This window comes from Anabaena sp. CCY 9613 (assembly GCF_963920895.1).
Classification (GTDB): Bacteria; Cyanobacteriota; Cyanobacteriia; order Cyanobacteriales; family Nostocaceae; genus Cyanocohniella.
In genome coordinates this window covers 91,008-105,095 of sequence record NZ_CAWUDE010000011.1, presented here as the reverse complement: position 1 = coordinate 105,095, position 14,088 = coordinate 91,008, and the positions used below count along the sequence as shown (strand labels likewise).

Sequence of the window (14,088 nt, the reverse complement as noted above, 5' to 3'; positions counted from 1 at the left end):
TAACTCTATCAATTTTCTGGGGTTTGGTTTTTCTCCAAAAATAAGACTTGTAACGCATCTTGCAAATTTATCTGTAATTGTGAATGGGCATTACCGCCATTAATCGCTATTTCTACCCAGCCATGACTCCCCACTAAAGCGGCTACCTCTCCCACTTTCACATCACTGTAAGTTACACATCCTGGTATGGACAGCCCAGCAGCTTGCACACACCAAGTTTTACGCTGCACATACCTTCGGGGAATATTGCTGACTAAGTTACCAAAGTAATCAATATATTGAATGCATCCTGTGACGCCAGTATTTGTTTGGTTGCACTCACCTATATCCAGCTGTATTAAAGTTTCTGGATTGATTTCTTGTCCCAACTCTGTAATCGGCACACCACTGGCCAGATGTGCTGCTACTGGTGCGAAGATATCTCTACCGTGAAAAGTGTTGCTAGGTTCAGGAGTTCGCCAATAATAGGAATTTGTGAGTTCGACGGCTGTAACGGCTGGACTTTGACTGAGTACACCACTGAATACCCCGTTATCTGGCCCTACCAGGAACCCTTGGGTCAATTCTACTGCGATCGCTCGTCTTTGACTTCCCACTCCTGGATCTATCACTGCCATATGCACTGTCCCCACGGGGAAATAAGGATAAGCATTCATCAGGCAAAACCTAGCTGCGGCGAGATTCTGGGGCGGAATTTGGTGCGTTAAGTCTACTACACTTAACTGGGGGTTAATTTGGGCAATTACACCTTTGATTACACCTACATAGACATCGCGATCGCTAAAATCGCTCGTCAGGACAAGAAGCGATGATGGACTGATTTGATACTTGGACATGAGTAAATAATGAAAATATATTAAGACATAATTTTCTGTATCGACAGCTACAAAATATATGCTATGTTAACAATACAAGACATAATAAAACTTATAGGAGTTAGTTACTATGAGTCAAAGTAGACTACAAACTTTGAGAACAGCACAAGAAACTCATAGAGTGAATATTCAAAAGAGCCTAGAGCATCGTTTGCAAGTAGCCAAGGCTAAGGGCGACACCCAGTTGATTCATCAACTAGAAGCAGAAATTCAATATTTCCGCTAAATCAGAAGTTCATAGTTTTGTTGTGTGGTACCCCGCTTCGGCGGGTTTTTTAATTTTTGTAAATAAGCAAAAAGGCTATCAATTAAATTGATAACCTTAATAAAAGCTTTTTGACTTTTGACTTTTGACTTTTGACTTTTGACTTCCGCGCAGCGGTACTAGCTCTTTCTATTCCGCAATTGATCATCTTTATTAATGTCTAATTCTTCCCGGCGCAGGGTTTCTCGAGCCTCAACTGTATCCTCTTCCGTAACCTTCTTCACATTAACTTCTTCTCGAACAAAGGCTTCTTTGCGGATGTCAGGAGTTTCTTCATAAACCTCTACACGCGCAACTTCACCTTCGCGGAAGTCTACATCCCCAGGAGCAACTTTTCTTCCCGCATCCGTAGGTGTAGTCCGTTCAATTACGACTCTTTCTTTTTCCACGGGAACTGAAACTTCTGCTTGATTGGTTTCCACATGTTTACCAATAGCTACTTCCCCTGTCTTCCTACGAAATTTATTCGCAACTAAACGTTCTTCGTACAATTTGAGGTTTTGGTGATTTTGCTCACTCATGTCGTACAACTCTGGTTCTCGTTCATACGTATAAGTATTGCGATCATAAGTAGGTGCAGGTGTAGTTGCTCTTGGTGTAGTATCAGCATAAGCTGGTGGGGTATCCAAGGGTGATGTAGCTTCTAGAGGCGTTGCTGTGTCTAAGGATCTCTCTGCCAATGGAGTACGATAAACTCCGCGTACCTGCTCTTCATAATCGTAATCAATCCGTTCTAAATCATGGAAATCAGGTAAGCTTTCTACTTGTTCCCGACTAAGCCCTGTAGCATAGACTGTTCGATCACCATAGCTGATGCGAGAACGCCCCACAGGTAGTAAAACTTTCTTACCAAAAATCCAAAAACCTGTATCAACTACTAAATAGCGAAAACGTCCTGCATCATCTACTAATATATCTTTGACTGTGCCAACTTTTTCATTGCTGATATCTGAGTAAACATCAAAATCTCTGATTTCATAATTATCAAAATCAGCATCTCTATAGTCGCCAGCAAAATCTCTTAGTTTATAAAGAGCCATATTATTATTTTTCCCAAATCTACACTCCTTATTTTATGATTTTAATTTTATTTTTACTTCCTTCTCTTGATATAATCTTAAATCATTGATGCTACCATAATTTATCACTTTAGATATAATTTTTTAAATCATTTGAGAGATAACTGAGGCAAGCAAAAAAACTATAATTATATATAAAAGTATCCATACACAAAATAGGGTGGAGGTAAAAGTTAAATGTCTTTTTTATCTGGCTTATCAGCCTTAAGTGCATCTTTTTTAACTTTAGGATTATCAGCAAGTTTAAGTTCTGTTGCTTTAGCACAAACTAGTTTTCCTGATGTGCCACCTGACTATTGGGCACAACCATTTATTAACCGTTTAGCGCAAAAAAATATTATTGCTGGATATCCCGATGGAACATTTCGACCAGAACAGGCTGTACAACGTGATGAATTTGCAGCTATGATTCGCCAAGCTTTTGATCAAGAGCCAGTAAGGCAAATAGAAAGTGGCAGTGCCTATGAAGATGTCCCTGAAGGATATTGGGCAGAACAGCCAATAGAAGAAGCTGCTCAACAAGGATTTATGAGCGGTGGTCCTGGTGGGAATTTTCGCCCAAATCAACCAGTTTCTAGGGTAGAGGCATTAACCACTTTAGTTAGAGGTTTAAATTTAGCGCCACGAACTGCCCAAACAACTACAAGACGAGCAACCAGAAGACCTATATATTTACCTTTCGCTGTGACTTCTTTAATGCAGCCTGTAGTTGCAGCACGTCCAGCCACACCTCCAGTTACTACTCCTGTAGCCGAGCCTTTAGCTAGGACTGTAAGAGAATATTATACAGATGCTGACCAAATCCCTGAATCTGCCATTCCTTATGTGGGAATAGCAACGCAAAAGAATTTAGTAGTCAATTATCCCAACCCCAAAGTATTGAATCCAAATGAACCTCTAAGACGAGCCACTGCGGCGGCTTTTATTCACCAAACTTTGGTAGCTCAAGAGAGAATAGAACCGCTTCCTAGCAATGTAGCAGCCTATAACTATATTGTGCGGCCGGAAATTAGCCAAGCTGCCCGATAAATTTTGACAGCAAAATTAGGCACTATGTGCAGTGGATCTAGTTGCATTGACCAGCATAGATTGTAGAAAGCTTCACGTTTTAAACCCATTTCGTAACATTTGTTAGCGTGTTGATAGACAAACTTAGCAAACATTTGCGGATGGGCTTGAAAAAGTGAACGATGTTTATGCACTAGGCGTAAAAAACTTTCTTGGCGGAGTATGGGATTGCGTGAAACTCTTGGCTCCCCGTGGTTATATAACTGGTAGGTGATGTTAGGTAGACCAATAATTGAGCAAGCTGGGTTGAGTCGTAAAAAAAGTTCTGAGTGAACGCGCGATCGCATCTGGTTATCCCAACCACCAATTTTTTGTAGCACTTCACGCTCAACTACCAGGGTTTGTTTAGTATTGTAAGATTTGCCGGGTTCGAGTTCTTCGAGAAAGAAATGAACACCGCGTGGCCGGACTGGCGGCGGTAAACGCTTACTCAGGACTTTTCCTTGAGAGTTGACTTCCTCTAAACCGGAAATCACCGCCACAGGTGGGGGTAGGGTTGTTTGCGATAACGCCTCTGAAGTAATACATAAACTTAAATTCTCGGATTGTGGCTTTTCAGGCAAAACCATTTTTCCTAACAGATGATTTTTTAACTTCGAGAATGATCCGCCGTGTTTGGAGAACATGACCGATGCATCTCACCAAATGGGTACCACTCGTATGGCTAGGCGACCCGAAGAGGGTGTTGTTGATCCGAATTGTCGAGTGTTCGGTACTGACAATCTCTATGTGGCTAGTTCGGCGGTGTTTCCCACCGGACCTTTGTACTCACCCACCTTCACAATCCTTGCACTTGCGCGCCGCCTCGGTTAGCATCTGCTCCAGACAACTTATTAACCGAATTTTTTCCCATTTCACTAATCCTGTAAACACCTTGTGAGAATTGGCTCTACATTGTTCCCAAAGATGTGCAGCTAGAACAACTATCACAAGCATTTGCGTATAAATCCTTATGTGTAGCCATGATTGAGGTAATAGTTTCACTAGGGATTATGCAATATGTATGTGAATTTTTTCATCAGTTCCATTGTGGGAATTGTAGTTGTAGTACTGCTGGGTTTTGGTGTATTGCAATGGTTCCAAATACCTACTGGTAACTTCCTAGACTGGGTAATTGGTGGTGCCAGTTTTTGGTGGTTGTTGGTAATTGTGACTGTACCTTGGAGTGTACATTTTCAGGCTAAAGAAGTTTTAGCAGAAGCAGCACAATCTACGGAAAAACAAATTCCTGTAGATGAAAAGCAAGTTAAGTATGTCAGCGTTTTAGCCAAGCGATCGCTCTGGGTAGCCGTTGCTTTACACTTATTCTCAGCCGTTGGTCTTTATACCCTTGCGGCCACTGGTATTAGCGCTGTGGGATATATCAGTTCTGGTGCAGCTTTATTATTAACCGTCCTGCGTCCAGCTATCCGCGCCTACGAATATTTATATGCACGGTTGAGGATGATTAGCCAAGAATTTCGGTATCCCCGTGAAGATGTAATGGAACTCCGTAATCGCTTTTATGAATTAGATGACACAGTTAAACGCTTAGAACAACAACTCAACCCAGAACTAGATTACTCATTACCCGCAACCCAACAGCGCTTTACCGAAGAAACGCGCAGAGATTTAGCCAGGGTAACTGCTAGTTTAGAAGATTTACGGGCCACAAATCAAACCGAACATGAACGTTTAGCCAGAGAAGCCAGAAGTGCGATCGCTCAACTTTCATCTGACGGACAATTTCTCGATCATGTCCGCGAAATTATCCGATTTTTTAAATCAGCCTAGTGCCGAATTACGAATTACAAAAGTCGTGCTGATTCATACAGTCGTTTCATCATTGCTAAAATTTTTGTACCATAGTCTAGATCTGCTGACCAGCGCCCAGAAAGCTGATATATCGATGACGCAATTCCCCTGGTGATAAAGCGAAACCGTGGGTCTACCACTTCATTTACCAAAGGTTCCAAACTAGCGTACGCTTTTAAATGTTGAATATGCGCTCTGACACCAATTCTAGCGCTAGAAAAAGAAGCAGCTTCAGCACCACCACCAATGGAACCTAAGCCGGCAAAGTTATTTTGCTGGGGTCTGACATCACCCCCGAAACGTAAAAATCCAGTTTCTAAACACATTTGACAAAAAGCAATGTCATAATTCACACCCTCTGAATTACCTTCTTCTCGATACAATTTAGGTATATCAGGAAAAGTCACCAAAGCATTTTCATTATTATTTCTCAGAAATAGTTGCAACTCTACTTCTGAAGTATTACCCCGTGACATAATGCGGTCAAGATTATCAGCGCAAACTAATAAATTTGAGCGTAAACTAACTGTACTAGTTGCTGCATCCCAACCAATAGCAACATTAAAATCTCGTAAATCTACTGCTTTAATATAAACTATTCTCCGATAACTAATACGGTTAATATTGGGTGATTTAGATAAATCAATTCGTAACTGATCTACCAAATCAATAGGAATGTAAGAATTACCATTAACTAATATTCCTTGCTCTGCATATTTTTGCCCATTAATATTAATATTAATTGCTGGATAAGTTGGTTCAACGGGAGTTACCGCAGTGGGGTCAATTACCCGACTCCAAGATGCCAAGCCATCGGCAATTCCCAAAGCGAAATCACGGCGACGATTTTGTAGTAATGCGCGGTCTTCAGGGCTGCTAATAAAGCCTACTTGCATTAATAAAGAAGGAATAGCTACTTGACGACAAAATGCTAAACTCCCCAACCCGCTATCGGTGTCTGGCTTGACTCCCCGATTTGGTAACTGGGGTACACGCCGCAACAGCCCCATTAAAACCAATTCACTATTACTTTTACGCTCCTGATTGTTGGCAATGTAATAGACACTTGCACCCCGCACAGCCGGACTGCTAGCAGCATCAGCATGAATTTCTAGGGCGACATCAACCCGACGACCCCGCGCATTAATCCAAGCAATAGTTTCTACAGTACTGAGGTCATCGGGAACTGCCAAAACATCAAAACTCCGCGATCGCAATTCTGTGACAATCAAATCCCGCAGCAGAATCATTTCTCTAGCTTCGGTTGTACCACCTGCAATTGAGCCAGGATCGATACCTCCTGCTTCTTTGCCTCCGTGAGCCGCTGAAATAAAAATACGTCCCATCGTCAGTATTTCCTCTAAGAAAATTAAGCGTAAGCAATTTTATACATAATTGTTGGCTTGGCAACAAGAATATAATAGCTATCAGTGGGTCAGCCCACAGCAGTGATAGTTACGAACCCATGAGCCAAAATGCAAATTCCCCGCTTGCACCCTGACACAATTGAGGAAATTAAACAACGTGCTGATATTGTTGATGTGGTTTCAGAACACGTAGTTTTACGCAAGCGTGGTAAAGATTTTGTGGGTTTATGTCCCTTCCATGATGAGAAGAGTCCCAGTTTCACAGTCAGTCAAACCAAGCAAATGTACTATTGCTTCGGCTGTCAAGCTGGGGGAAACGCCATTAAGTTTTTGATGGATTTGGGCAAACACTCGTTTTCGGAAGTGGTGTTAGATTTAGCACGGCGTTACCAAGTACCTGTACAAACTCTCGCTCCCGAACAACGCCAAGAATTACAGCGTCAGATTTCTTTACGGGAACAGTTATATGAAGTTCTCGCTTCCGCCGGACAGTTTTATCAACACGCCCTCAGACAAAGCCAAGGAAAAACAGCATATGAATATCTGCAATCTGATCGCCAACTGAAGGAAGAAACAATTCAGCAGTTTGGCTTGGGTTATGCACCCGCAGGTTGGGAAACCCTGCATCGCTATCTGGTGGAAGACAAACATTATCCAGTGCAACTGGTGGAAAAGGCGGGATTGATTAAGCCACGGAAAGAAGGAAGTGGTTACTATGATGTATTCCGCGATCGCCTGATGATTCCCATCCGCGATATCCAAGGGCGAGTCATTGCTTTTGGTGGGAGAACTCTGACGGATGAGCAACCGAAGTATCTCAATTCACCAGAAACTGAGCTTTTTAGTAAAGGTAAAACTTTATTTGCCCTTGATCAAGCCAAAACAGGGATTTCCCAACTTGATCAAGCTGTGATAGTAGAAGGATATTTTGATGCGATCGCTCTCCATGCTGCGGGTATTACCAACGCTGTGGCTTCTTTGGGTACGGCTTTAAGCATTGAACAAGTCAGATTAATTTTACGATACACCGAATCTAAACAATTAGTCCTCAACTTTGATGCTGACAAAGCCGGAAATATCGCCGCAGAACGAGCCATTGGGGAAATAGCTGATTTAGCATACAAAGGGGAAGTGCAGCTGAAGATTCTCAACATCCCTGATGGTAAGGATGCTGATGAGTACTTGTATACTCATACACCAGCAGATTATCAACAACTGTTAGTAAATGCCCCATTGTGGCTTGATTGGCAGATTCAACAAATAATTGCGGGAAGGGATTTAAAACAAGCTACCGATTTTCAACAAGTTACGCAACAGATAGTAAAATTACTAAAAAATATAGATAACAGCGATACACGCAACTATTACGTATCTCACTGCGCCGAAATTCTCAGCTTAGGGGATTTGAGACTGATACCTTTACGCGTGGAAAATCTATTAACTCAAATTGCTCCGACTACTGCGGCATATTCTCAACCCTTAACAAGTAAGAAAAAAGGCGATAGTAGAAAAATTACCCAGTCTTCGGTTACAGGCGAACGTAGTCTTTTAGAATTAGCAGAAGCTTTACTACTCAAAATTTACCTCCACTGTCCTGAACAAAGGCAAACTATTATTGACACCTTAGAAGAGCGAGATTTAGAATTTAGCCTTTCCCACCACCGATTTTTGTGGCAGAAGATTTTAGAATCAACAGGGGAACAGGAAGATTTTGTTTCAAGTTTGCAAGATAGGTACTTAGAGTTATCAGAAGAAATAGAATTAGTGTCCCATTTGTTTCATGTAAATGAGACAAGCAAGAAAGAAATGCTGCGGACACCCCAAGTAGTTCAAGCGGCGATCGCCTGTATGGAAAGAGTATTAAGAGAGAAGCGCTATCGTTACTTTTTAGAACTCTGGCAACAAACAGATGCAGAAACCGAACCGGAAAAATGGCAATCGTATTATCAGTCTTTCTACAATGAAAAACTGCGTTTGCAAGAATTAGATCGCCAAAGACAATTTTCCATTACAGATTTGCTTTGATGAACTATGACAATTTGTTTTTCATAACAACAGGAAATTGAGTAAATGCTCAACATTGCCCACTTACACAACAGGCAATAAAGCAACAAGTATAAATTAATGATAGAGTCAAAACAAGTGGAGGTTTTGATATGGCTCAAACTTTACCCAAACTATTTACCTTTGAAGAATTTGTTAAGTGGCTGCCGGAAAACACAGGGAAACGTTACGAATTACACGATGGGATAATTGTTGAAATGCCTCAACCTAGCGGAAAACATGAAAAAGTCACGGGATTTTTATCAGGGGAAATTAGTGTTGAGTATAAGCGCTTGAAACTGCCATACTTTATCCCCAAAACAGCGTTAGTAAAACCACCAAGAAAATCATCAGGTTACTCACCAGATGTGGTTTTAATCAATGATGCTAATTTACACAATGAGGAATTGTGGGAAAAAGAATCTACCGTCACTCAAAGTGAATCAATTCCTTTAGTCATTGAGGTTGTGAGTACAAACTGGGAAGATGATTATTACACTAAATTAGGGAATTATGAAGCCATGAAGATTCCCGAATATTGGATTGTTGATTATGCAGCTCTGGGGGCCAGAAAATTTATTGGGAATCCCAAACAACCAACCATTTCTATTTATCGTTTAGTTGATGAAGAATATCAAGTCACTCAATTTAGAAATACCGAATTTATTACATCTTTTACTTTTCCAGATTTGAAACTGACTGCTAACCAAATTTTTAATGGTGCTTTGTCGTGATGAGAATTTCCTCTTGACATCATCCCACCGCTAACCCTGAAGTTATCTATAACGTCATGGTGTAGCGGGGGATTCCAAAGATCACTTTATGTCGCGCAATCCAATGTCAGGGGTATCTTGTTGTGTTACGCTAATCCCACCAATTTGGCGCTCAACTCCCACATCCGTTCAGCTTTATCATCATCGCTGGCTTCATTAGAGACTTCTTGAACAAAGGATTTACCGTTTTTCTTTTGTCTGTTTCCCCAGCTCCAATAAGCACCAGATTGGCTGTATGCGGGATCTGTGACTACCTCCGCCACGCGATCGCCTGCTTCTTCTTCAGTTACAAAACCGCCAGTAATGTACTTTTGGAAAAGGGGGAAAATTTTCTGAAACAGCGGATAGTGGTTCCGGAATAATGCTGTTGTCGCCACACAACCAGGATACAAAGAGCTGAATGTGATGCCGTGTGACTCGTGATAGCGTCGATGTAGCTCTCTCATGGTCAACACGTTACATACTTTACTATCTTTATAAGCTTTGACAGGTTCAAACTTCTTCCCGTCAATCATGGTAATCGGCTCTTTAAATCCTGCCTCAAAGCCTTGCAAGTCACCTAAGTCTGGACGTGGGGGAATTTTACCTCCCAACTCCTTCGGGTTGTGGGTGACAGTTCCCAAAATTACTAATCTCGGTTCTGGAGATGGCGAATTCTTCAAATCTTCGAGAAGGAGGTTACATAGAAGAAAATGTCCAAGGTGATTTGTCGCCACACTCAGTTCGTATCCTTCTGGGCTACGCAATGGTTCCTTAATTAAAGGCATATAAATTGCTGCATTGCAAACCAAGGCATCCAGAGACTTACCACTGGCCCTAAACTCCTTCACAAACTGCCTAACACTCTCTAAAGATGCTAAGTCAATATGCATAAGTGTGTAGGTGTCTGGCTGCATTCCCAAAGATTTGGCAGCTTCTTCCGCCTTCGATAAATTCCGACAGGCCATCACCACATGCCATTGCCCCATTTGGGAAAACGCTCTCGCGGCTTGCAAACCCACCCCGGAGGAAGCGCCCGTGATCACGACTGTTGACTTCTGATGTTGTGCCATTTTCTTAAAACTTCATTAACCGTCTTTAGACCATCTTGATAATTTTTAATGTTCTCACACCAATGAACCACACAATTCTTAATTTTTGAAAAGAGGATTACCTCCCTTATCGTTAGGGACAAAACAACGTATCCCGCGTGTCTCGTCCTGTAACGGGATTAGTACCTTTAGCAAGTTGGCACAATTTGTCTTGCTCATCCTGACGCAGCAAAATATCCGTAAAATCTGCGCCATCAATGGTTGCACCATCAAACCTAGCGTTAGAAGCAAAGGCACCTTCGAGAATTGCATTGGTCAAATTTGCTTTAATCAGCCTAGCTGAATCTAAAGTGGCAAATGAAAGATTAGCATTTTCCAAATTTGCCGACTCTAAATTGGCTGCGAAAAAGCTAACACCGCGCAAATTAGCATTGTGAAAGTCACTCTGTCGCAGATTAGCTTTAGTAAAACTAGAGTCTGTTAAATCACGTCCAGAAAAATCAGCTTCTACCAAAATTTCTTTGTTGTATTCGAGGGCTAATGCTGTTGGGGTAAAACCTGTAGTAGCTGTGATGCTAACTACACACCAAAGCAATACACTAAGTATGCTTGCCCAAATTCCCTTACTTAATCTATTATTCATCATAATTTTTAGCCAATGGCGAACCCTCCTCCCTCTCATTATGGCGATATTGGTCAATTAGGAGAAGACCTGGTAGCACAATGGTTACAATCAACAGGTTGGATGATTTTGCATCGTCGCTTTTCTAGCCGCTGGGGAGAAATCGACATTATTGCCCAACATCATGAACAACATCTGACTCAATTAGCTTTTGTGGAAGTGAAAACCCGTAGTTGCGGGAATTGGGATGCAGGGGGTAGAAATGCCATTACCCCACAAAAGCAGGTAAAAATTTGGCGGACAGCGGCAATGTTTTTAGCTCAGTATCCTGAAAAAGCCGAGTACCTGTGTCGTTTTGATGTCGCTATTGTCTACTATTCAACACGATACCCTGAATCAAGACTGACTCTAGAACCTTTAGCTAGCTTATCAGCAGATGGATATCAATTTTATCTGCAAGAATATATTCCCGCAGCTTTTGACTCTGGTGATTGAAGTATGCCAACAGGCGATCGCTTTCAATGCTCGATTTTTCGACTTTGCAAAATATACTGAGATAACTCACAAAATCCTTCACCTTCAGCCGCCGTCGTCATGTAAACAGGTTGATGTTGCAACTGATTAGTATATTTGAGTACATTGGCTACACCCACAGAAACGGGGAAATAATCTTGATTAAATAAACTTTCATCATTGGGACTATCGCCAACGGTGACAACTTGGTTGGGTAAAAATTCCGGGAAGTATGCTCGCAATACTTGTAACAAACCCACAGCTTTATCTTGTCCTTGGGGCTTAATGTGACATTGCACATTGCTGTAAGTAAATCCCCAATTCATTTGTTGACAAAGATTACTCAAGGTTTGTAATTCACTGGGACTCAAATCAGCTACATCAAATGTCCAATCGGTGATGCGAAAGCGATTGTCGGCAGATTCGTGAATTTGGGGAAATTTGGTTTTTAATTCTGCAAAAGCCCACTCTAAACGCTGTCGATGGGCTGCTAAATCAGGAATGGGTGTTAAAGTTACTAGTTGCTCCTGTCCAGATGGATAGAACAAACCGCCATTTTCGGCGATCGCCCCGACGACAGGCATTAAGCTACTCAGTCCACTTACCCAGCCAGCAGAACGTCCGGTGACAATTAATACCTGGATATCAGCTGCCGCTAAATTTTCTAAAGCTTGCAGCAAAGTGGCGGCAAATTTTCCTCGTTGAGTGAGTGTACCATCCATATCTGTAGCAATTAGACGCATCTGGCTCCAAGAAGCCTGAGACAGTTGGGGGAGATGATGAGGTTGCCGAGAAGGAGAGTTTAAGTGACTATACATATGCTGTAAAAAATAATAATCATACAGCTAGATGAGATTCAGGATTTGGGCATCCTAAAAATAATAAGTCACTTGTTGCTCTTTTGTATATTTGACAACCATGCTAACTTCAATGTTTCTGGCCCAATCCTCAAGGACACCGATAAAAAACGTATCTCAACAAGTACAAGCAAGTGAGGCCCAACTACCGCCTGTTTTGGTGATGACTTCGGGAGGACTGGCTTTAGGCATAATTGCTTTAATTGTGTATGGCAAATTTCAGATGGATAAGTTTGAGAAAACACTCAAATTTGAAAAGTTCCGATCGCGCGAAATCGAGAAGAAGTTTAAGCTAGCGCTGGAAACGATTCGCAAAATGGAAACTAATCCTGATTTGGTGAACTCACGAGACTTTAATTTAGATTATCTGCGAATGCGGATGTCAGAGGAAGTATTTCACTTTGCCATCATCAATCAAATTAAAATCAAGATCAAAGATAAAATATCTCAAGCTTTACGTCCCAATCAAGCCCAACAAGGAATCGTCGGTATTGCTAGTAGTGCGGGAAGACAGGTAGATGAAATTTTTGATGTCGAATATGAGACTGGCGCAGGTGCAACTGCGGCTAAACGAGTATTGTTTCGCATTCAAATCCGGTTAATGAAGCTCCCAACACAAGCTACTTCTGCGACTATTAGCCAAATTATTGATTGTATTGAAACTTATCTTAGCCCCATTGAAGATGAGGATACTTGGCAACCGACAATTCAAGGACGGATTGCTTATATGCATTGGGATCAAAAAGCGAAACCCACGCCTTTACTAGTGCTGGAACAATCTAATGAAGGCGTGAATGTGACTTTTCGCACTAGTCGCCAAGGAAATGCTGCTGCACCGCAGAATCCTCCGGGCGTCAAAAAATCAGGCTCTGCTAAATGATAGTTATGACTTCAGGGTGCTGCCATATAATAGCAATCCGAACTTGAACACAATTTAAAGTCTCAAATCCCCAATGGTATGAGTTAGGAATTATGATTTGCCACTCCAGAATCGTAACCGATAACTGCTGTTTGCGAATCGCGGGTTAAAAGTCCATCTTCCATTTCGACGATGCGATCGGCTATATCCAAGATGCGGTTATCGTGAGTAACTAGCAAGATCGAAGTTCCTTGTTCCTTAGCAAGCCCTTGCATGATTTCCACGACATCGCGTCCTGATTGTTTGTCTAAAGCCGCTGTTGGTTCGTCTGCTAGCACCAGTGGGGGACTATTAACTAGGGCACGGGCGATGGCGATTCTTTGTTTTTGCCCACCAGAAAGACTGTCTGGGTAGTAACTAATTCGGTCTTGTAAACCAACTGCACCCAGCATGGCTTGTGATTTCACAATTGCTTCGCTGGTAGTGATATTATCATTCAATTCCACCGCCATCTGCACATTTTGCGTAGCCGTTAAGAATCCCAGCAAGTTGTGCGCTTGAAAAATATAACCAATATTACGCCGGATTTGCACTAGTTTATTTTGACTAGCACCAAACAATTCGACACCTAAAAATTTTAAACTTCCCTCTTGTACAGACCGTAAACCACCAATCAAGCTCAGTAATGTTGTTTTACCTGAACCTGATGGCCCAGTCATAATGACAATTTCTCCGGGATAAATTTCGAGATTAATGTCAAATAAAATTTGTTTTTTTAGGGCGCCTTTGCCATAGTAATGATTGAGGCTTTTAATGGCAATTACAGGTTCTTGTCTCATGATAAAGTGGTTGGTTAAGTGTTAATAGTTCCGAGACGGAACTGTAGTGCCTGTAAAGAGTGGAATATATATCATTTACAAATTATAAATGATTTTTCTCTAT

The 14,088-nt window shown here is 41.7% G+C and carries 16 protein-coding genes; 8 read left to right on the top strand and 8 right to left on the bottom strand.

Annotated elements, in window-relative coordinates; translation table 11 throughout:
* Nucleotides 1–8: 8 nt before the first annotated feature.
* Nucleotides 9–836 carry an S-adenosyl-l-methionine hydroxide adenosyltransferase family protein gene (locus ACM0OT_RS14590; protein WP_414565065.1) on the bottom strand — a complete coding sequence of 276 codons (828 nt, stop codon included), beginning with the start codon at nucleotides 834–836 and terminating at the stop codon, nucleotides 9–11.
* Nucleotides 837–945: 109 nt separating this feature from the next.
* Between ACM0OT_RS14590 and ACM0OT_RS14585 the strand changes: the two genes are divergently transcribed.
* Nucleotides 946–1,101, top strand: a complete 156-nt coding sequence (locus ACM0OT_RS14585; protein WP_414541580.1) for a hypothetical protein — start codon at nucleotides 946–948, stop codon at nucleotides 1,099–1,101.
* 158 nt (nucleotides 1,102–1,259) lie between these two features.
* Here ACM0OT_RS14585 and ACM0OT_RS14580 read toward each other — a convergent pair whose 3' ends face one another.
* On the bottom strand, nucleotides 1,260–2,180 hold the full coding sequence (locus ACM0OT_RS14580) for a DUF2382 domain-containing protein (RefSeq protein ID WP_414565064.1): 921 nt from the start codon (nucleotides 2,178–2,180) through the stop codon (nucleotides 1,260–1,262).
* Nucleotides 2,181–2,396: 216 nt separating this feature from the next.
* On the opposite strand from ACM0OT_RS14580, the gene ACM0OT_RS14575 reads away from it, so the two are divergent.
* Nucleotides 2,397–3,248, top strand: coding sequence for an S-layer homology domain-containing protein (locus tag ACM0OT_RS14575; RefSeq protein ID WP_414565062.1), 852 nt, complete (start codon nucleotides 2,397–2,399; stop codon nucleotides 3,246–3,248).
* On the opposite strand, the gene ACM0OT_RS14570 is transcribed toward ACM0OT_RS14575, so the two are convergent.
* A complete protein-coding gene (locus ACM0OT_RS14570) occupies nucleotides 3,209–3,856 on the bottom strand; it encodes a hypothetical protein (RefSeq protein ID WP_414565061.1) in 648 nt (215 codons plus the stop codon). The genes ACM0OT_RS14575 and ACM0OT_RS14570 overlap by 40 nt on opposite strands.
* A 55-nt stretch (nucleotides 3,857–3,911) precedes the next feature.
* On the opposite strand from ACM0OT_RS14570, the gene ACM0OT_RS14565 reads away from it, so the two are divergent.
* A complete protein-coding gene (locus tag ACM0OT_RS14565) occupies nucleotides 3,912–4,100 on the top strand; it encodes a GMC family oxidoreductase (protein ID WP_414565060.1) in 189 nt (62 codons plus the stop codon).
* A 186-nt stretch (nucleotides 4,101–4,286) separates the two neighbouring features.
* Nucleotides 4,287–5,060 carry a hypothetical protein gene (locus ACM0OT_RS14560; RefSeq protein ID WP_414565059.1) on the top strand — a complete coding sequence of 258 codons (774 nt, stop codon included), beginning with the start codon at nucleotides 4,287–4,289 and terminating at the stop codon, nucleotides 5,058–5,060.
* Nucleotides 5,061–5,074: 14 nt separating this feature from the next.
* On the opposite strand, the gene ACM0OT_RS14555 is transcribed toward ACM0OT_RS14560, so the two are convergent.
* Nucleotides 5,075–6,427, bottom strand: a complete 1,353-nt coding sequence (locus ACM0OT_RS14555; protein WP_414565058.1) for an N-acetylmuramoyl-L-alanine amidase — start codon at nucleotides 6,425–6,427, stop codon at nucleotides 5,075–5,077.
* A gap of 129 nt (nucleotides 6,428–6,556) precedes the next feature.
* Here ACM0OT_RS14555 and dnaG point away from each other — a divergent pair, with 129 nt between their 5' ends.
* Both dnaG and ACM0OT_RS14545 read left to right on the top strand, forming a co-directional pair.
* Entirely contained in the window at nucleotides 6,557–8,473 is a 1,917-nt protein-coding gene (dnaG, locus tag ACM0OT_RS14550; protein WP_414565057.1) for a DNA primase, read from the top strand.
* Nucleotides 8,474–8,604: 131 nt separating this feature from the next.
* The gene (locus tag ACM0OT_RS14545; protein WP_414565056.1) at nucleotides 8,605–9,225 is read left to right on the top strand and encodes a Uma2 family endonuclease; all 621 of its coding nucleotides are present in this window, start codon (nucleotides 8,605–8,607) and stop codon (nucleotides 9,223–9,225) included.
* A 125-nt stretch (nucleotides 9,226–9,350) separates the two neighbouring features.
* Here ACM0OT_RS14545 and ACM0OT_RS14540 read toward each other — a convergent pair whose 3' ends face one another.
* Nucleotides 9,351–10,316 (bottom strand): protochlorophyllide reductase, encoded by a 966-nt coding sequence (locus ACM0OT_RS14540; RefSeq protein WP_414545357.1) that lies wholly within the window; start codon nucleotides 10,314–10,316, stop codon nucleotides 9,351–9,353.
* Nucleotides 10,317–10,428: 112 nt separating this feature from the next.
* The gene (locus tag ACM0OT_RS14535) at nucleotides 10,429–10,938 is read right to left on the bottom strand and encodes a pentapeptide repeat-containing protein (protein WP_414565161.1); all 510 of its coding nucleotides are present in this window, start codon (nucleotides 10,936–10,938) and stop codon (nucleotides 10,429–10,431) included.
* Nucleotides 10,939–10,953: 15 nt separating this feature from the next.
* Here ACM0OT_RS14535 and ACM0OT_RS14530 point away from each other — a divergent pair, with 15 nt between their 5' ends.
* A complete protein-coding gene (locus ACM0OT_RS14530; RefSeq protein ID WP_414565055.1) occupies nucleotides 10,954–11,412 on the top strand; it encodes a YraN family protein in 459 nt (152 codons plus the stop codon).
* Between the two features lie 23 nt (nucleotides 11,413–11,435).
* On the opposite strand, the gene ACM0OT_RS14525 is transcribed toward ACM0OT_RS14530, so the two are convergent.
* Nucleotides 11,436–12,248 carry an HAD-IIB family hydrolase gene (locus ACM0OT_RS14525; RefSeq protein WP_414565054.1) on the bottom strand — a complete coding sequence of 271 codons (813 nt, stop codon included), beginning with the start codon at nucleotides 12,246–12,248 and terminating at the stop codon, nucleotides 11,436–11,438.
* A 100-nt stretch (nucleotides 12,249–12,348) separates the two neighbouring features.
* On the opposite strand from ACM0OT_RS14525, the gene ACM0OT_RS14520 reads away from it, so the two are divergent.
* A complete protein-coding gene (locus ACM0OT_RS14520; RefSeq protein WP_414565053.1) occupies nucleotides 12,349–13,167 on the top strand; it encodes a hypothetical protein in 819 nt (272 codons plus the stop codon).
* Nucleotides 13,168–13,250: 83 nt separating this feature from the next.
* Here ACM0OT_RS14520 and ACM0OT_RS14515 read toward each other — a convergent pair whose 3' ends face one another.
* Complete coding sequence (locus ACM0OT_RS14515; RefSeq protein ID WP_414565052.1) at nucleotides 13,251–13,985, bottom strand: DevA family ABC transporter ATP-binding protein; 735 nt, start codon at nucleotides 13,983–13,985, stop codon at nucleotides 13,251–13,253.
* Between the last annotated feature and the right edge of the window lie 103 nt (nucleotides 13,986–14,088).